Raw genomic sequence first — 17,880 nt, 5'->3', positions numbered from 1 at the left:
TTTGACTGTACAACCTGAGAAATTTTGGGTCTGGTTGGATAAAACCTGCTTATATTCTGATACTTGCAACAAGCTCAATCAGCTGTTGCGCCTCTAGCAAAGCATCTTTTGTACAAACGCGATGTGTACATTGCCTCTCTATGAGAAAAATGCATCAAACCATCTTTTTACAATCCCGTCAGTCCAAACTGGTAAATGCTAGGACTACAGTTTATCTTTTCTTTCCAGGAGGTGAATTACGCTGGGTGAGGTTATCAATTTGCAATTGTTGCCGGCCGTTGGTGATAATTCGCAACATATCTTTGAGATCCTGCTCGATATTTCCCAAAATGCCATCAGCATAAGCATCAGCACCATCTTCAATTTCTTGAGCCTGAGCGATCGCATTTTGTCGCATCAGCTCTAACTCTTGCTGACAAGCATACCGCTTGCGGTCAATCTCGGCGAGGGTTTCTTGCATTATTCCCTCACACTCTTGTTGCACTTGTCGCCGGAGTTGTTCAGCTTCTTGTTCCGCCTGATGAATAATATCGCTTTCAGCTAAAATTTGCGCTCTTTTGGCTTGTGCAGCCTCAACTACCTGCTGTCCATACTCTTCCGCCTCCAGCAGAATTTCGTCCTTTTGGTTAAGAACTACTGCTGCTTCTTGAAAAAGTAATGGTAAAGCCAGCCGGATGTAATCAAGCTGATCTAGCAGCTTTTCTTCATCTATGAGTGTGCGTCCCGTCAGCGGAATTCTGAGACTAGAGAGAACCATTTCCTCTAGGCGGTTGAGTTCCTGCTGAATATCTATGCTTCCCTCTCCACCGAGATATTCTTGAGAGGGGGGATTGCTTCCGTTGAGATTGGGTTCAACATTGGAGATTTCTGATTGTAGCATTGGTATATATCTAGGGCAATGTGTGGGGGAACGAGATGATCGATAGAGCCACCAAACCTTGCAATCTCTTTTACCACACTACTACTTAAAAAACTATACTCATTTGAGGTTGCGAGAAAAACTGTTTCTATTTGGGTAGAAAGAGTTTTATTGGTGTGAGCCATTTGCAGTTCCACTTCAAAATCTGACACAGCCCGTAAACCCCGGATCAAAACTTGTGCTTGTCGCATTTGAGCATAATTGACGGTAAGACCATCAAAGCTGTCTACTTCTACATTAGGTAGATGTTCTGTAGAAAGACGGATCTGATCTAGCCGTTGCTCCACACTAAAAAGTGGCATCTTGTTAGGGTTCCGTAGTACAGCGACAATCACCCGCTCAAACAGCCGACTACCGCGCCCGATGAGATCGAGGTGTCCCAAGGTAATGGGGTCGAAGCTACCAGGATAAATAGCAATCACAATTTTAAATATATCAAAGTTGTTTAAGTGATTATATCGAAACCATTTTGTGTAACTTACTCAAATCTACCATCTTGCGCTCTCGGTAAGGATGGTAAACTCAATTGTTTTAGTGGCATAAGTTATGCTCAACTAGGCGTTAGGAACTAGACTCCTAAATATGAATACTGGATTTTTACCTACGTCCCCACAATGTTGTGGAAGATTCAAGTGTAGTTACAGTATTCGAGACACAAGGAACTCCGTACTTAGCAAAGTGCGCGGGTAGTTAACGAACTTTTCTAGGTAATTTTTCATGGCACTGGATTTTCCCACTTTGCCCTTGGCGTTTCAATTTACTTCTCCAGGACCGATTCTGGTGAAAATAGGGCCACTAAGTATTCGTTGGTACGGCTTGTTAATTGCCACAGCAGTGTTAATTGGCGTCATCCTTTCCCAGAATTTGGCAAAGCGCCGTAACGTTAATCCTGAGTTACTAGGCGATTTGTTCTTTTGGTTATTGATTGGGGCTATTCCTGGCGCACGACTATATTACGTTTTTTTTGAATGGTCAAAATATGCCCCAACTCCAGGAAAAATTTTTGCGATCTGGGAAGGAGGTATTGCCATTCATGGAGCGATTCTTGGTGGTGTTGTGGCTGCGTTAATCTTTGCCAGAATCAAGCAGGTTTCTTTCTGGCAACTGGCAGATTTAGTTGCGCCTTCGCTGATTTTAGGGCAGGCGATCGGACGTTGGGGCAATTTCTTTAATTCTGAAGCTTTTGGCGATCCTACGAATTTACCCTGGAAGCTGTATATTCCAGCAGACCATCGTCCTTTAGAGTATATTAGTTTCGATTACTTTCATCCCACCTTCCTCTACGAATCTCTATGGGATTTAATGGTGTTTACGCTACTAATAACGTTGTTTTTCCGGTCTTTATCCGGTAAGCCACGTCTGAAGGTAGGCACACTGTTTCTAATTTACTGGCCAGCCTACAGCTTAGGACGCTTGTGGATTGAAGGCTTTCGCACTGATAGCTTGATGCTGGGGCCATTACGGATGGCACAAGTAGTCAGTAGTTTAGGAATTTTATTGGGATTAGTTGGATTAGCTTGGCTTTACTTACTCAAACGCCCTTTACCCGATGTAGTTCCTACTTCTAAGGGAAATGGAGAGAGGGGGGCATGAGGGGGACAAAGGGACAAGGGGACAAGGAGAATAATTATGCCCAATGCCCAATGCCCAATGCTCAATTCTCAATGACTAAAAAATAAAAAATGCCCCAGAGTATTCTCTAGGGCTTAACCAGGGTGCATCTACCATTACTCTCTACTAGGGAAAAAGAGTGAATCCGGAAAGATACTGAGAAAATACCAAAAAATTTTTTGAGGGATTGCCGTGTGTTCTTCTAAAAGTGAATATACAGAAAGCCTAAGCTATAAAAAAACACTATATGTTGTAGAACCATCTGTGTATATTGTCGGAGCAGGCCCTGGAGATCCTGATTTATTAACGGTGAAGGCGCAGAAACTGCTGGCTATTGCTGATGTGATTTTATTTGCTGATTCTTTAATACCCGAACAAATTTTAGAACTTTGCCGAAAAGATGCGGAGATAATTAAAACTGCGAATCAGACTTTAGAAGAAATTTTGCCGATTATGATCGATAGGGTGCGATCGCAGCATAAATCTCTAGTCCGTCTCCATTCTGGCGATCCTAGTCTCTACAGCGCCATCCACGAGCAAATGCACCTCCTAAAAGAGGCAAATATTCCTTTTGAAGTCATACCTGGTATCAGCGCCTTTCAAGCTGCTGCTGCCAAACTCAAAATAGAATTGACTGTCCCCGGTTTAGTCCAAACTATCATTTTGACACGCATCAGCGGACGTACAGAAGTCCCCGCAGCTGAAGAATTAGCCACTCTTGCAGCACATCAGGCTAGCCTCTGCTTGTATTTAAGTGCGCGTCACGTCGAAAATGCCCAAGCTAAACTACTCGAACATTACCCAGCCGAAACCTTGATTGCCATTTGCTTTCGCATCGGATGGCCCGATGAAAAAATTAAGGTTGTCCCTCTGAATCAAATGGCAGACTGCACTCATCAAGAAAAATTAATTCGCACTACACTTTATATCATCAGTCCAACACTTTCATCAGCAACAGGGCGATCGCGTTTATATCATCCCGAACATAGTCATCTATTTCGCTCAGAGTAGTCCAAAAAATATAGCAACAGAGATGTCAATACCGAAAAAAGGTACAAGAAAAATAATAGTTGATGGAGAACCATTCATCTGGCTAATCCGAAGACAAGCTACTAACGCACAAGCCGACTATGCTGATGGACATCTCCATGTTGCAGTAGAACACGCTACTGAGGCTGGGTCAGTATTAGCGATTCTTACTGATAGGCTTCATCCACAAGGTTACAGCCTCATTAATAGCGAAGTAACACCAAAAGACGTAGCATTATGGATAAAACAAGCTATACAAATAGGATGGTTGCCTAAAAAGTCAGGTATAACCTTAAAGGTTAGCGTTATTGGCAGTAGTATTAAAAAACCTGCAACTAGGGAAAAATACCCTTAAATTATTAGCAAAAGCTTTTAGAAGATTAACCAAGCTGGTTGTGGAAAAAGGCCATTCCGGGTCATTTTGACCCAGATGTATTTCAGTGTATCTAAGCAGTCTTCTTTCTTTGTTTCTTTGTGTCCTTTGCGGTTCGTTTTTCTTCCTTGTACTTAAATATGGTTTAGCGCATCTTCATACAGAATTGGTATGACGATAAACTTAACAGTGTGAATAAAGTCCCAAATCCCAATTTAGTACTATGCCATTAATTAAAGTGCAAACTTCTGCAACTGCTCCTCAAAAAGCTGAAATTGAGTCGATGCTTTTAAACCTATCAGCCAAGTTAGCAAAACATTTGGGAAAACCAGAATCTTATGTAATGACTGCTTTTGAGCCAGAAATCCCCATGACCTTTGCAGGGAATACAGACCCAGTTTGCTATATTGAAATTAAAAGCGTTGGCACGATGAAGCCAGAGCAAACCGCAGCAATGAGTCAAGACTTTTGCCAGCAGATTAACCAAACTCTAGGTGTGCCGAAAAATCGAATTTATATAGAGTTTGCAGACGCTAAGGGTGCAATGTGGGGCTGGAATGGCACAACCTTTGCTTAATTCCCCGTCTTCTTTGGTCAAGACTAACTCGATCTAGCAGGTGTAGGATAGAGATCCAACATCAACTCGTGATTTTTTTATGTCTGCTACGCCTCTTGTATCTCAGGTTAACTTCAACTCAGAAAAATCAGAATTAATCCCTCCCCTTCTAGGTGCTTCTCTGGCGGAGTTAATTACTTGGGTGCAGCAACAAGGACAACCTGCTTACAGAGGAAAGCAACTGCATGAATGGATATACGACAAAGGAGTGCGATCGCTAGCTGATATTTCTGTCTTCTCCAAACAATGGCGGAAAGAAGTAGCAGAAGTTCCGATTGGGCGCTCGATTTTACATTACCGCTCTGAGGCTCCCGATGGTACGGTCAAATATCTTTTACGATTAACAGACGGGCAGATTATAGAAACTGTTGGCATCCCCACCTTCGCAGAAAGGGGAGAAGGCCCAAAAGCCCGTCTGACAGTTTGCGTCTCTACTCAGGTGGGTTGCCCAATGGCGTGTGATTTCTGCGCTACTGGTAAGGGAGGCTACAAACGCAACCTAGCACGGCACGAAATTGTTGATCAGGTGTTAACTGTGCAAGAAGATTTTCAGCAACGGGTTAGCAATGTGGTGTTTATGGGACTGGGTGAACCGTTGTTGAATACTGAGAATGTCCTAGCAGCCTTGAAATCCCTCAATCAAGATGTCGGTATTGGGCAGCGATCACTTACAGTTTCTACAGTGGGAATTCGTGATCGCATCCGTCAGTTCGCGCAAAACAATTTGCAAATCACTCTGGCTGTGAGTCTCCACGCCCCCAACCAAGGACTACGCGAAAAACTCATCCCCAGCGCCCGCGCCTATCCTCTAGAAGATTTACTGGCTGAATGTCGGGAATATGTGGAAATCACTGGACGCCGCGTTACTTTTGAATATGTTCTCCTCGCTGGTGTTAACGATTTACCAGAACATGCATTAGAACTTTCAAAATGCCTGCGAGGATTCCAAAGTCATGTGAATTTGATTCCTTACAACCCCATCCAAGAAGTAGATTATAAACGTCCCAACCGTGATCGCATTCAAGTATTTGTCAACGTTCTCAAGCAGCAAAATACTGCTGTTAGTGTCCGTTATTCCCGTGGTTTAGAAGCCGATGCTGCTTGCGGGCAACTAAGAGCAAGTAAGAATTAAATCTGTTGCAGTCAGTAAATTTAATTACTTTAATCTCACAGATATCTTGACGTTAGTCGCAATTGGTGCAATAGGGCAGCGGTAAAAATTGTTATATTAAGGTTAAGCGATCGCTAAACCCAACCGATCGCAAATAACTGTATGTTGAATCGATCATTGACACTTAAACTATGGCTACTAGCGATTGTTCTTGCAAAAGCTCTGCCCATAAATTCTCCTGCTTATGGACAAATAATTAAACCGATTCCTCAGCAACCTGAGTTCTTTCAAGAAAGAATGAGACAACAACAAGAGGAACGAACTCAGCAAACACAAGAGCAATTGAAGGAAACATGGCTACGCCAAAACCTTCAACAACCACGACAACAACAACAACAACAGCAAGAATTTACACGACAACGGCAAGAACTAATACGCCAGCAACAATTTAGACTACAACAGCAAGAAACCAGACTACAACAGCAACAATTTACACGACAGCAACAATTGAGAATACAAGATCAACAACTTAGACAAGATCAACAAATTAGACAACAACAACAATTTAGATTACAAGAACAGAGACAACAGCAAGAACTTAGACAACAGAAAGAAAACCTGTGAAGTGTTCAAAATTTCTGTTGAAGAAGAATTCAGAATCCAGAATTCAGAATCCAGAATAAGAAAGTGAAGAATACCCTGCGGCATCTTGCTACTGACTGGCCACTAATGTAACTAAACCGCTAAATCTTCTTTTTCAGAGACGTGCAAAGGACGACTTAGCGTATTTATTAGACCTCTTACACAAATGTAAAACTAGCCCTCATCCCTCAACCCCTTCTCTCAAGTGTGGGAGAAGGGGAGCCAATTTTAAAGTCCATTTCAAAGTCCCTCTTCTTTGAGAGAGGGATTTAGGGTGAGGACTTTTGATTTATGCAAGAAGTCTATTATTAAACATATTTCTTCAAAAGCTCTTTACAAGACGATGCGCGTAGCTTACTTCCTCGTTAGGGTACGCGGACTCACTACCGCTGCGCGCCAGTCAGACTCGAATTCCCACTGAATTCTAACTCCTAACTCCTGAATTCTGTTTTGATAAATAACTTTTTTATTAAAAATTAGAGAAAAACTTCTCCAATTTTTAATTTTTTCTTATTAGCTAGCGGTGTGCATGAATGCCAGGGGCATACGCTTCAATTACTTTGCCAGTGCGAGTGCAACTAATCATCAAATAGTCACAACTTGGGCATTGTGTCCGAGTTAATTGACTATCAAAAATATAATAACGCTCCGCATGGTGACTACCACAATTTGGGCAGTAAATCTTTTGTACTGTCTGCATTTTAAAACCCCTGGTTGTAATTATTTTTTATTTGGTAAAGCTACTAGTTAAACCAGGAAAAAATCTGGTTCGACCCAACTTAACAAACTGCTGTAATATTGGCTGATTATTTTAAAGAAAACTTCAGGTTTGATAACTTTCCCATATCTTTATCTATTATTCTAGAATTTCAGTGATTTTACCCTCCTACTTTAGATACATAAATTCTTTTTCAATTAAATGCTGCTTAGATATTTACTGATCCCTATAATTAATGCCTTGAGAGAGCCTTGTTTATAGTCATTTTAGATGAATACAAAAAAGCCGTTCTTGTATTCAAAAATTAAATCACATAAATTACTGTATATTTAGTCACAAAATATCTATCTTAAGATTTAGTTAATATTTGCTGACAAGATTTATGAGATGAAATTCTAATGAGATAATTTAAATAAAACTACCAAACTTTATGAGGAGCGGTTTTCTTTGGTCGAAACTTCGGAAGCCGCTTAAAGTTATCTCCAATGCCAGTAATTAAACCCAAATCTTAGTAGAGCAAAATCTAGCATCCTTTTGATAACTGGTCTGTTTTTGACATCTTGGAGAGAACTTATGGAAATATATCCGTTTAGTACGCACTAAAGTTTTCGCTTGTAGTAATTCTCGTTTACGGGTGTACCTCACGTAAACGAGAACTGCTATAAAGGCTCACTACCTTCCCATTACCCAGTCCCTAGTACAACACGGCGTAAATAAACCACCCATTCCAAATCAATGAAACGCTTATGCTGTATTCATTTTTAATTTTTAATTTTTAATTCCGCCGTATTATACTAGTCCCCAATCCCCAGTTCAAAGTGAGAGTGGGAGTTGTCACTTCAAGCAGGATGAAAATAATCGTAAATTTCTTGAGCCAAACGCGGCCCAATTCCTGCTACTTCAGCGAGTTGCGTGGTTGTCGCTTGCCGAATATAGTCAACTGAGCGAAAATGCCCTAGTAGCTGCTTTTGGCGATGATGTCCTAAACCAGGAATTTCATCTAAACGCGATCGCTTCAATTTATCACTGCGCTGCTGACGATGGAAACTCACTGCAAACCGATGCGCTTCATCCCGCAGTCGCCGCAATAGCTGTACCCCTGGTTGTTCTGCATCAGTTGTCAAGGGTTTAGATTCTCCCGGTAAAAAAATCTCTTCTCGCTGCTTTGCTAAACTTACAACTCGCAAGTCTTCTAATAAATTCATCTCTTGCAAAACGGCGACAACTGATGATAACTGACCTTTACCACCATCAATCATGATTAAATCAGGCCAGTCAGGATTACCCAAACGCGCTAATTGCTGATCTTCGGCATATTTACGAAACCGCCGTTGGATGACTTCAGCAAGACTAGCAAAATCATCTGAGTGTCCTGCTGTCACCGTGGGATTTTTAATTTTGTAGTGGCGATAATGCTGTTTTGCGGGTAATCCGTCGATAAAAACAACTTGCGAAGCTACTGCATTTGATCCTTGAATATGGGAAATGTCATAACCTTCAATGCGGTGAGGTACATCTGGTAAATCGAGAATGGCGGCTAAATCTTGCATTGCTTGGTGATTGCGATCGCCAAATTTCTGCATTCTTTGCAATTCATACTGAGCATTTCGCTCTACCATCTCAATTAATTCTGCTTTAGTTTGGCGCAAAGGAGTCAATATTGTAACTTTTTTGCCTTTACGTTGAGTTAAGACATCCGCCAATATCTCAGCATCTGGTAAATCATGCTGTACCAAAATCTCCAAAGGTATTTCTACGGAATCAGCAGTTTGGTAATGTTCCTCTAAAGCTCGTTGTAAAATAGCTCCTGGTTCTGCGTGAGCATCGGCCACAAAGGCTAAACGTCCTACCAATTGCCCAGCGCGAATCTGGAATAGTTGAATGCAGGCGTGCTGTTCGTCGCCTGCCAGTGCGATCGCATCTCGCGAAACTGTATCATCTGGTAAGGAAACTTTTTGGTCGGCTGTCAGAGACTTTAACCCAGAAATTTGATCTCGAATCCGCGCCGCTGACTCAAAATTCAAGTTCTCAGCAGCTGCGTTCATCTGTTGGGTCAAAATATCAATTAGTTCCTGAGTTCGACCTTGAAAAACCATCGCAATCTTTTGGACAATTTTGCGATATTCTTCTGGTGAAATCATCTGTTGACACACACCCGGACAACGCCCTAAATCAAAATTCAAGCAAGGGCGGTCTTTAAAAAGTGGTTGAGGTCGTTGTCGCTGTGGGAAGATGCGCTTGCAAATACGGACGATTTCTCGCAATAAACCAGCATCAGTATAAGGCCCATAAAATTTATCCTTTTCTTTACCGAATTGGCGTTTACGGGTAATAAAAATTCGCGGATAATCTTCTGACCAAGTAATGCAGAGATAGGGATATTTTTTATCATCTTTGAGCAGCACGTTAAAGTATGGCTGGTGCTGCTTGATCAAATTGGCTTCTAGCGCTAAAGCTTCGGCTTCAGTATCAGTGACGATGAATTCAATTTCTGTCACCAACTTGACCATTGTGGCGATACGTTCACTCTTGTTGTAGCCATCCCGGAAATAGGAACGGACACGCGATCGCAACTTACGTGATTTACCTATATATATAATGCGATCGCTCTTGTCCCGCATGAAATAAACCCCCGGTTCCGGTGGAATTTCGGCTAGACGGTTTTCTAGTCGTTCTGGCTCTTTAACCAGTGGTAATATTTGAGTAGATATTGTCACAACCAAAATTAGGTAATCTTTCTCTATTTTAAGAAAAATAATTTTTTTGTGCCGATTTAACAAATTATTTATCAAGTAAATATAAAGTAGCAGTCATGAGTGCCATATACCAGAACAGATGAAAGAGGGGCTGGGGGAGAATAATAACTCCTAACTCAGCACGGGCTAAACCCTAGCTACCGCTAACAGCACAGGCCAGGCCCTAGCTATCTGCTAACAGCATCAATCCAGGTAGGCTTTTAGTCTGCACAAAAAGAAGTCTGCTGTAGTTACTTATTCGGTTTCCAAGCTAAAGGCTCGCCAGAAAACTTACTGCAAGCTTAGAACTTTGGAGCCGACGAGAGTTTATCTAGCTGTGACCTTAGTTATTGGCTGCTACTGTCAGAATAAAAACTTTGCTTTTTGAATTTATAATTAATATTTTTAAATTGATAATACTTTATTATCTGAAACTTTATATTTTAGATTAGATGATAATATTTTTTGATTTACTTATATTTTTTATTAATAAAGAATATGCTTTTATATTGCTTGTATAAATATTATATAAAACTTTTAATTTATTAATACTATTTATATTTATTTGTTGAACTTATAATATTAAGCAGATTAACTGATTTAATCAGTTAAGTTTACGATTATGATTGAGAATATATTTATTATGATGATTTTAGACTAGAGCGAAATTATGAATTTACAAGATTTTGAAATCCAGTATCGTGAGGCTATGGCTGAAACTCTCAATGAACTGCAAACAGCAGTTTTGTTATTAGCGCAAGTACAACAGAAAATTTCAACAATTGGCAGTTCTGTACAAACTCTTAGCGAGTGTGTTGAAGAGTTTATTGCTGACCAAAAAGCGGAATAAATACACGCCTAGCAAAAAATCTTATCTGTGGCGATAAGTAAACTGTTCTTCAATTGCAAAGATGAGATCCTTGAGTTTTAAAGGTTTAACAAAATAGCTACATGCACCCAAACTCAGAGCTAGTTCTTGATCTGCTTTAAAAGCAAAGGCTGAAACCACAATGATAGGTATTTTTGACACATCAGGTTTTTGCTGGACTTGTTTTAAGAGTGAATAACCGTCAATATCTGGCAATTTCAAGTCTAATAACATTAAATCTGGCTCGAATTTTTCTATGGTTGAGAAAAAAGCAGAGCCTTCTGATAAACTTTGGACTTCATACCCACAGTAACTTAGATAGTCACTAAGTAACATCCGATTGAGGTCATGGTCTTCAACTAGTAAAATTCGTCTAACTTTGTGTGACTGCAATGGCTGATTTATATTGAGTAATTGTACTGTCATTCCTACCTATTATCTGATTATCTTAATTAAAAGCCAACAATTATTACCATAAACTAAAACAGTAGTGCATTTAAACAGGGAAACAAATAAAAACTGTACTTATGTAATCTAATCAAATATTTGAATAAATTAAATTTAGCTGTAATACAATATTTTAATAATAGTATTATCAAGTATAATTTAATAAAGAATTAAGCTTTTTTTACGATTTTTTTATAATTTCAAGTATTAAGTTAACATCTGTTTTTACAAATTTAATTATCTAAATTTTATGAGTAAAACTACTTAAGTAATACTTAAACTAATATGATGGGAATTGTCTTTTTTAAAGATGTGAGGGTAAGTAATACCATTGTACGAGAGCCATATTGCAAACAAATAAAGTTGGTAGGGGTATACAGATATAAAATCTTGCAACCGATTTATTTGTTGCAAGTATTTTTAGAAACAGTATAACCTAGAAGATTAAATTATTCTCTAGCTGCAAGAAAATATTCCTAAAAAAAGGGAGCTGTTATATTAGCTCCCTTACTTATTTGTAGTTTTGAACCCACAATTTTGAATAGATGCTTTTTTAAATTTGCATTGCGTTCGTTATAAAGACGCCAGCAAACCGAATATTACTGATGGTTCTGGAACTGAACTTGAAGGAGATATATATCCAGGTATATTCCAAGTGTAATATGCATTGTTGCTCATTAGAGGCTGTAATTCCTGACACAGTAAGGTTAAAGCTGTAAGCGTAGTAGGTTTGACCACTTAAAAGTTTGTAAAAAAAAGGAGCAATTTTGCTCCTTTACTTATTTTTTGGAATGGAAACCGGAGTTTCAACCAGAAACTTTTTTTAACTTGCGTTGTCTAACAAAGATACCAGTAACACCTAAAATACCAAATACTACTGAGGGTTCTGGTACTGTGTGAGGGACATACTTAGGTGTTCTCCAAGTATAAATTGCACTGTAAGAAACACCATCATCAGAAGCAGTAATGCCAGATGCAGTGGGGTTAAAGCTATAGGCATAGTAAGTTTGACCACCAGTAACTACCTTAGCAATTTCACTAGCCGCAATTTCACCTTGATATACATTTAATGCAGCTTGCAGCGTTAGTACATCTTTAAATGATGTGAGTTGAGAAATTTGACCCGGTAGTTGATTTTTGAGAGTATTCAGTTGAGAGATTTGACCTGGCAGTGTCACATTTTTGAAAGTATTCAAGTCAGAAATTTGACCCGTCAGTTGAGTTTTAGTGGTATTCAGTTGAGAGATTTGACTCGTCAGTTGAGTTTTGCTGGTATTTAGTACAGTGATTTGACCCGTAAGTTGAGTTTTGCTGTTATTTAGTACAGTGATTTGACCCGTAAGTTGAGTTTTGCTGGTATTTAGTGGAGTGATTTGATTCGTCAGTTGAGTTTTGTTGTTATTTAGTACAGTGATTTGACTCGTCAGTGTTTTCCTTGTTAATGCATTGGCTGGAGTGTTAGGAAGTGCATCCAGTTGTTTTTGCGATAATGCAATTTGTGCAACAGTTGTGTCCAGTTGTTTTTGCAGTGGTGCAATTTGTCCAACAGTTGTATCCAGTTGTGTTTGTAGTGGTACAATTTGTCCGGGAATTGCGTCCAGTTGTGTTTGTAGTGGTACAATTTGTCCGGGAATTGCGTTCAGTTGTGTTTGCAGTGTGGTAATCTGTCCGGGAATTTTGTCCAGTTGTGTTTGCAGTGGTGCAATTTGTCCGGGAATTGCATCCAGTTTTGTTTGCAGTGGTGCAATTAGTCCGGGAATTGTGTTCAGTTGTGTTTGTAACTGTGGAATTAAACTTTCAACTTGTGAAAGGGTTGGTGAAGTTGTTTGTTGAGGAAACTGTGATTTAATTGCATTCCACTTTTCATCAACCTTAGTAGAAATAGTTGTTGCAAGTTTAGTCTTTACATCCAAGTGACCAACCAACTTCAGTTCCACACCGCCATTTTGACCGAATTGGAAACCACCAATGTTAGGATCTCCCATTCCCAAGGAAGGAAAATAACTAGTTACTAGTGATTTGGTCTCAGATGAAAACCCGTTCCATACTGGTTGAAATGGTGTGTAGCTACTCAATAAATCACCTAGCCATTGCGAACCAAAACTATTCCAGTCATCAGCAGTGATACTGCTAACGGTGGCTTTATAGGTTCCTTTTGTGGCGGTGAAGCCAGCGTTAGAACCTGGGGCTGGGGTTTCGCTACTATACCAAAGCTCAACGTTAGAGCTGGGGTCGTTATCTGTCAAAGCTTTGATAGCAGCTTTAGTACCACCTTGTGCATTCCCTTTAATGAAAGTACCATTTGAGCCACCAGTGTAAGTATTAATTTCTCCTGTATTATCAAAGCTAAAAGATGTAGCGTGTGCTGGGGCAGTGGCAAGAGCGCTCACACCAATGGCCATTGAAGCACCAATTACAAGTTTCTGAAAAGTCGTTTTCATTGTTTTCAAGTCTCTGTCAGTTTGGAAGTTAAGTTTTAAACTACTGTTGTTTTTAGGCTTGGGCTTTTTTGACCACAGGCTTTTTGGCAATACAGATGCTTACCTGCATTGTTAGCCGTCTTTGGTATCTGAGCGTACAAACCCAGTTTAAGAAACGAGGAGACCTGATTGGGTAAAGTTACCGCTTATTATCAATAAAAAGATGAAGAATATTTTGATGTTTTTATACGTTTAATTACATATTTTAAATAAAATATGTAGTTATAAAAGTTACTATATATTATTTTTTAGTTCAGTACAATACGGTGATTAGTAGGGACGCACAAATGTCATTAGTGTCAACTTAAGCTGAAACTCCTTTAAAACCTCGTTTCCAGCCAGAGGCTAGAAATGCTGCTCCTGGCGGCAGAGCCTCTAGGACGGCATTCCCAGTCGGAGACTGGGAACGAGACAATGAGACAATATCTAAAAGCTTGTTCTAGGCTGGCTTTCACGTTAAGTTGACACTAATGCACAAATGTGAACGCCTACCGTGTGTTCCATTGGTAGACTTTCCCACCAAAAATCTTTGGCGTTCAGCTTGAAAAGAAATTTAATGAAGAAACTCAGCCATTCTTTCTACAGCAATTTCTAACAAAGGTGGCTCATGCACCAAGGCAAAACGGACATACCCTTCTCCAGATTTGCCAAAGCCAGCACCTGGAGAAACTGCTACACCAGTTTGCTTGACTAGCTGGGTACAAAATTCTACAGAGTTTTCACTCCAAGGTGAGGGTAATTTTGCCCAAATGTACATTGTGGCTTGGGGAGTGGGAACATTCCAGCCAATGCGGTGTAAAGCATTGATGAAAGCATCACGCCGCCCCTGGAAGGTGGTAACAGCAGATTTTACGCCAGCTTGAGGGCCAGTTAGGGCAGCGATCGCACCATTCAAAATTCCCCGATACTGGTTAAAATCAACTGCGGCTTTGACCTGGCGTAAGGCGTTAATTAACTGGGCATTACCGATGGCATAACCAATACGGAAGCCGCCCATATTATAGGACTTGGAAAGGGTGAAAAATTCAATCGAGACGCTTTTCTCTGGATCAGCTTGCAAAATTGAAGGGACTAAGGATTTTGAATTGGGAGAAGAATCTGCCCACTCCCCAGTTTCTTTAAATACCAAATCTACGTAGGGGAAATCGTGAACCAGCACGAGATTGTGTTGTTGACAGAAGGCGACAGCTTCTTGGAAGAAAGATAAAGGTGCGATCGCAGCAGTAGGATTATGAGGATAACTTAAGACCATCATCCGCGACTGGGCCAAGACTGGGGCGGGAATATCAGCAAACACTGGTAAAAAACTGTTTTCTGCCAGTAGTGGCATTGGGTAGATTTGACCACTGGCTAGGTAGACTCCCCCGGCATGGGAGGGATAGCCTGGATCGAGCAACAGGGCAAAATCTCCTGGATTGAGTATTGCTAGGGGTAAATGGGCTGTGCCTTCTTGAGAACCAATTAGAGGTAGTACCTCAGTTTGAGGATCGACTTTGATGCCAAATTTTTGTTCGTACCAGTTGGCCGCGGCTTCGCGGAATCCGTGGGTACCGTTAAACAACAGATAGCCGTGGGTACTGCGATCGTGGAGAGATTGGGCGATCGCCTCAATGACGTGTGCCTCGGCTGGTAAATCAGAAGACCCCAACGACAAATCAATTACCTCTCGTCCAGCGGCCAAAGCGACTGCCTTGGCTCTGTCCATATCAGCAAATACATTAGATTTTAGGGGTTGTAAACGTTTTGCAAACTGTATGTTAGTCATTAGTCATTAGTCATTGGTCATTGGTCATTTGCTATAAACTATGAACTATTGACTAATTACTATTTAAGTGGGTATCTAGGAGAGCAAATAATTTCTCTTTGCCAATGACTCCCTCGGTGGATATCAAAACTTCCTGACCTTGAAATAGTCTGAGGGCGGGTACACCTTCGACTTGGTACTGCTTAACAGTCAGTGGGTTGGGGTCAATTTCCATTTTAACGACTTTGAGGCGATCGCTATATTCGCTGGCAGCAGAGTTAATCGCGGGCGACATCAATTGACAAGGCCCACACCAGGAAGCCCAAAAATAAACTAATACAGGCTGCTCGGCTTTTAACACTTCGGTTTCAAACTCAGCATCGGTTATGGTGATTACAGCCTTACTCATTGCAGTCTCCATCAGGTGGCGATCGAAGTTGGCACACACAATACTTTATCCCAAAGTCGTCAATAGTCCATAATCAATAATTCATAGTTATTAGGATTGTTAACTATTGACTAATGACGTAAAATCCCACAGCCAACGGGTGTGGGACTAGCTTAAATAAGTTTTCTGTCAATTTTACAATTGATCCAATTGCTTGCGTAAGGAATCTAACTCGGCATCAACCACCTCATTAGATTTAGGAGCAGTGGTTTCTTGTTGCGGTGGCAGTTGGGCTTGATTTTGTGGAGTAGCAGGTGGTAAGATTTGTGCTTTCAAAGCTGCTAATTCATCATCAACATCGCTACTACCTTCCAACCGGGCAAATTGACTTTCTAAATTTTCACCTGCTAACTCTCCTAATGCCTGGGCCCTGGATTCTTGGATTAAGACTTTTTCTTCCATCCGCTCGAAGGCAGCCATTGCACTGCTGGTATTCATCCCACGCACCATGCCTTGGAGTTGCTCTTGGGTTTTGGCAGTAGTGATTCTAGCTCTGAGTATTTCTTTCTTGGTTTTAGCCTCAGAAATCTTGCTTTCCAGCTGGATTAAGTTGCGCTTGAGGGTTTCAACTTGAGTGCTTTGGGTATCCAAACTAGCTTTGAGAGATGCGCTGCTGTCAGTATAAGTTTTCTTGCGCTCTAGAGCTTGTCGCGCTAAGTTCTCATCACCTTTTTGCAGTGCCAGTTGAGCATTGCGTTGCCACTTATTAATTTCATTTTGGGCATCATTGTACTGTTTTTCACTGCGTTTTTGGGCGGCGATCGTCTGGGCTACTCCCTGACGCAGCTGCACCAAGTCTTCCTGCATTTCCAGGATGGCTTGCTCTAGCATTTTTTCGGGGTCTTCGGCTTTGTTAACCAGGTCGTTGAGGTTAGAACTAACTACTCGCTTAATGCGATCAAATAATCCCATAACTTTGTTTTTCCTTGTGTGATTTACGCTTTTTATTGGACAGTTAGCTTTTTTACTTTTTTATAGCTACCTATTTCAATGTAATCTTTCCAGTTTGAATCAGTACCTCCTAACAACTCTTAATTGTTAAGATATCGCCAAACTGGGGTAATTAGTCGAACTTCAAGAATCCTGAGTTTTGGGTAACTGCTGTTGGGGAGGCTGCTCTGCCTTTTGGCTCTCCTCAGTTAGGAGACTTTTGGGCTGTGTGTTTTCTGACTGCTTGAAAACCTGCACCTTCATCTCTGCCAATTCGGTATCTACATCATTAGATTCCAAAGAAGTAAATTGTGTTTCCAAGTCGTCGCTACTAAGTTGAGCTATGGCTTCTGATTGAGCTTCTATCTGCAAAACTTTTTCTTCCATGCGCTCAAAGGCACTCAGACTGCTAGTGGCAGAAACTCCGCCGAGCATTTCTTGGAGGCGATAAGACGCTTCAGCAGAACGGGCGCGAGCAATATACATATCTTTTTTTGTTTTCGCCTCGGAAATTTTGAACTCTAGCGATCGCATATCCTTTTTTAGCCTAGCAACTATCTCGTTTTGCTGCTCTATCTGCAAAAAGAGGGCTGTAGTGGTTTCTTTATAGGCTTGGCGCTTAGTCAAAGCTTCACGTGCTAGAGGCTCATTGCCTTGTTGCAGCGCCAATTGAGCGCGGCGATACCATTCTTCCGTTTGAGACTGAGCAGCCGCTGCTTGTCGTTGGGTGCGTTTCTGGGTAGCGATCGCTTGTGCTACACCCTGCCGCAACTGCACCAGATTTTCCTGCATTTCCAGAACAGCTTGCTCCAAAATCTTTTCTGGATCTTCTGCACCACCGATCAAACTATTGAGATTAGCGCGAATCACCCGCAGGATACGCTTGATTAATTCCATGTCGGCTCTCCATTCACGAAATCCAGTTCTGAGTGCTGTTAGCGGATAGCTAAGGTTTAGCCCATGCTGAGTAATGAATTTAGTTATAGAGTGCTGAGTGCCTAGTTAAAGTCCTAAGTATAATAATATTTTTTGTTATAGAGCAGTTATGGAGTGCTGAGTGCCTAATTAAAGTTTTGAGTATAATATTTTTTGTTGTGGGGTCGTAAACAAACAATATTTTGTCTCTACCACTCAGCACGGGCTAAACGCCCCGCGACTGCTAACGCAACTCAGCACTTAGCACTTATTGACTCAGGACTGTTATCTCAT

Annotated in this window: 17 protein-coding genes; 7 read left to right on the top strand and 10 right to left on the bottom strand. The window is 40.9% G+C overall.

The window, feature by feature from the left end; genetic code table 11:
* Window positions 1-211: 211 nt before the first annotated feature.
* The gene (locus V7K60_RS10270) at window positions 212-880 is read right to left on the bottom strand and encodes a DivIVA domain-containing protein (RefSeq protein ID WP_334925161.1); all 669 of its coding nucleotides are present in this window, start codon (window positions 878-880) and stop codon (window positions 212-214) included.
* Complete coding sequence (gene coaD / locus V7K60_RS10265; protein WP_334925160.1) at window positions 790-1,341, bottom strand: pantetheine-phosphate adenylyltransferase; 552 nt, start codon at window positions 1,339-1,341, stop codon at window positions 790-792. Before coaD ends, V7K60_RS10270 begins: the two co-directional genes overlap by 91 nt.
* 295 nt (window positions 1,342-1,636) lie before the next feature.
* Between coaD and lgt the strand changes: the two genes are divergently transcribed.
* From lgt to V7K60_RS10235, 6 genes are all read left to right on the top strand, one after another.
* A complete protein-coding gene (gene lgt, locus V7K60_RS10260; protein ID WP_334925158.1) occupies window positions 1,637-2,512 on the top strand; it encodes a prolipoprotein diacylglyceryl transferase in 876 nt (291 codons plus the stop codon).
* Between the two features lie 210 nt (window positions 2,513-2,722).
* Window positions 2,723-3,541: a precorrin-4 C(11)-methyltransferase gene (gene cobM, locus V7K60_RS10255; RefSeq protein WP_334925156.1), complete on the top strand. Its 819-nt coding sequence runs from the start codon at window positions 2,723-2,725 to the stop codon at window positions 3,539-3,541.
* 22 nt (window positions 3,542-3,563) lie between these two features.
* Window positions 3,564-3,914 (top strand): hypothetical protein, encoded by a 351-nt coding sequence (locus V7K60_RS10250; protein ID WP_334925154.1) that lies wholly within the window; start codon window positions 3,564-3,566, stop codon window positions 3,912-3,914.
* A 241-nt stretch (window positions 3,915-4,155) separates the two neighbouring features.
* Complete coding sequence (locus tag V7K60_RS10245) at window positions 4,156-4,509, top strand: phenylpyruvate tautomerase MIF-related protein (RefSeq protein WP_334925150.1); 354 nt, start codon at window positions 4,156-4,158, stop codon at window positions 4,507-4,509.
* A gap of 79 nt (window positions 4,510-4,588) precedes the next feature.
* Window positions 4,589-5,680 (top strand): 23S rRNA (adenine(2503)-C(2))-methyltransferase RlmN, encoded by a 1,092-nt coding sequence (gene rlmN, locus V7K60_RS10240; RefSeq protein WP_334925148.1) that lies wholly within the window; start codon window positions 4,589-4,591, stop codon window positions 5,678-5,680.
* A gap of 141 nt (window positions 5,681-5,821) precedes the next feature.
* Window positions 5,822-6,283 carry a hypothetical protein gene (locus V7K60_RS10235; protein ID WP_334925146.1) on the top strand — a complete coding sequence of 154 codons (462 nt, stop codon included), beginning with the start codon at window positions 5,822-5,824 and terminating at the stop codon, window positions 6,281-6,283.
* Between the two features lie 535 nt (window positions 6,284-6,818).
* On the opposite strand, the gene V7K60_RS10230 is transcribed toward V7K60_RS10235, so the two are convergent.
* Both V7K60_RS10230 and uvrC read right to left on the bottom strand, forming a co-directional pair.
* On the bottom strand, window positions 6,819-7,001 hold the full coding sequence (locus V7K60_RS10230; protein ID WP_334925144.1) for a replication restart DNA helicase PriA: 183 nt from the start codon (window positions 6,999-7,001) through the stop codon (window positions 6,819-6,821).
* An 857-nt stretch (window positions 7,002-7,858) separates the two neighbouring features.
* Window positions 7,859-9,736 (bottom strand): excinuclease ABC subunit UvrC, encoded by a 1,878-nt coding sequence (gene uvrC / locus V7K60_RS10225; RefSeq protein ID WP_334925142.1) that lies wholly within the window; start codon window positions 9,734-9,736, stop codon window positions 7,859-7,861.
* Between the two features lie 688 nt (window positions 9,737-10,424).
* On the opposite strand from uvrC, the gene V7K60_RS10220 reads away from it, so the two are divergent.
* Window positions 10,425-10,604, top strand: a complete 180-nt coding sequence (locus V7K60_RS10220) for a hypothetical protein (protein ID WP_292811637.1) — start codon at window positions 10,425-10,427, stop codon at window positions 10,602-10,604.
* Between the two features lie 21 nt (window positions 10,605-10,625).
* Here V7K60_RS10220 and V7K60_RS10215 read toward each other — a convergent pair whose 3' ends face one another.
* From V7K60_RS10215 to V7K60_RS10190, 6 genes are all read right to left on the bottom strand, one after another.
* On the bottom strand, window positions 10,626-11,048 hold the full coding sequence (locus V7K60_RS10215) for a response regulator (protein WP_334925140.1): 423 nt from the start codon (window positions 11,046-11,048) through the stop codon (window positions 10,626-10,628).
* 827 nt (window positions 11,049-11,875) lie between these two features.
* Window positions 11,876-13,510, bottom strand: coding sequence for an NF038130 family PEP-CTERM protein (locus tag V7K60_RS10210; protein ID WP_334925139.1), 1,635 nt, complete (start codon window positions 13,508-13,510; stop codon window positions 11,876-11,878).
* 592 nt (window positions 13,511-14,102) lie between these two features.
* On the bottom strand, window positions 14,103-15,314 hold the full coding sequence (locus V7K60_RS10205; RefSeq protein ID WP_334925138.1) for an LL-diaminopimelate aminotransferase: 1,212 nt from the start codon (window positions 15,312-15,314) through the stop codon (window positions 14,103-14,105).
* Between the two features lie 52 nt (window positions 15,315-15,366).
* Window positions 15,367-15,702: a thioredoxin family protein gene (locus V7K60_RS10200; protein ID WP_094349563.1), complete on the bottom strand. Its 336-nt coding sequence runs from the start codon at window positions 15,700-15,702 to the stop codon at window positions 15,367-15,369.
* A 174-nt stretch (window positions 15,703-15,876) separates the two neighbouring features.
* Complete coding sequence (locus V7K60_RS10195; protein ID WP_334925136.1) at window positions 15,877-16,653, bottom strand: PspA/IM30 family protein; 777 nt, start codon at window positions 16,651-16,653, stop codon at window positions 15,877-15,879.
* Between the two features lie 162 nt (window positions 16,654-16,815).
* Window positions 16,816-17,568: a PspA/IM30 family protein gene (locus V7K60_RS10190; RefSeq protein WP_334925134.1), complete on the bottom strand. Its 753-nt coding sequence runs from the start codon at window positions 17,566-17,568 to the stop codon at window positions 16,816-16,818.
* Window positions 17,569-17,880 lie beyond the last annotated feature (312 nt).

The organism is Nostoc sp. (assembly GCF_036917555.1).
Classification (GTDB): domain Bacteria; phylum Cyanobacteriota; class Cyanobacteriia; order Cyanobacteriales; family Nostocaceae; genus Nostoc.
Note: the sequence above shows the minus strand (reverse complement) of the source record. Positions and strands in the feature narration are given on the sequence as shown.

Excerpts from the sequence above, each read along its gene's own strand:
- V7K60_RS10270 (WP_334925161.1), bottom strand. The coding sequence starts at position 880 with ATGCTACAATCAGAAATCTCCAATGTTGAACCCAATCTCAACGGAAGC.
- lgt (WP_334925158.1), top strand. The coding sequence starts at position 1,637 with ATGGCACTGGATTTTCCCACTTTGCCCTTGGCGTTTCAATTTACTTCT.
- V7K60_RS10250 (WP_334925154.1), top strand. The coding sequence starts at position 3,564 with ATGTCAATACCGAAAAAAGGTACAAGAAAAATAATAGTTGATGGAGAA.
- V7K60_RS10245 (WP_334925150.1), top strand. The coding sequence starts at position 4,156 with ATGCCATTAATTAAAGTGCAAACTTCTGCAACTGCTCCTCAAAAAGCT.
- rlmN (WP_334925148.1), top strand. The coding sequence starts at position 4,589 with ATGTCTGCTACGCCTCTTGTATCTCAGGTTAACTTCAACTCAGAAAAA.
- V7K60_RS10235 (WP_334925146.1), top strand. The coding sequence starts at position 5,822 with ATGTTGAATCGATCATTGACACTTAAACTATGGCTACTAGCGATTGTT.
- V7K60_RS10230 (WP_334925144.1), bottom strand. The coding sequence starts at position 7,001 with ATGCAGACAGTACAAAAGATTTACTGCCCAAATTGTGGTAGTCACCAT.
- V7K60_RS10220 (WP_292811637.1), top strand. The coding sequence starts at position 10,425 with ATGAATTTACAAGATTTTGAAATCCAGTATCGTGAGGCTATGGCTGAA.
- V7K60_RS10215 (WP_334925140.1), bottom strand. The coding sequence starts at position 11,048 with ATGACAGTACAATTACTCAATATAAATCAGCCATTGCAGTCACACAAA.
- V7K60_RS10210 (WP_334925139.1), bottom strand. The coding sequence starts at position 13,510 with ATGAAAACGACTTTTCAGAAACTTGTAATTGGTGCTTCAATGGCCATT.
- V7K60_RS10205 (WP_334925138.1), bottom strand. The coding sequence starts at position 15,314 with ATGACTAACATACAGTTTGCAAAACGTTTACAACCCCTAAAATCTAAT.
- V7K60_RS10200 (WP_094349563.1), bottom strand. The coding sequence starts at position 15,702 with ATGAGTAAGGCTGTAATCACCATAACCGATGCTGAGTTTGAAACCGAA.
- V7K60_RS10195 (WP_334925136.1), bottom strand. The coding sequence starts at position 16,653 with ATGGGATTATTTGATCGCATTAAGCGAGTAGTTAGTTCTAACCTCAAC.
- V7K60_RS10190 (WP_334925134.1), bottom strand. The coding sequence starts at position 17,568 with ATGGAATTAATCAAGCGTATCCTGCGGGTGATTCGCGCTAATCTCAAT.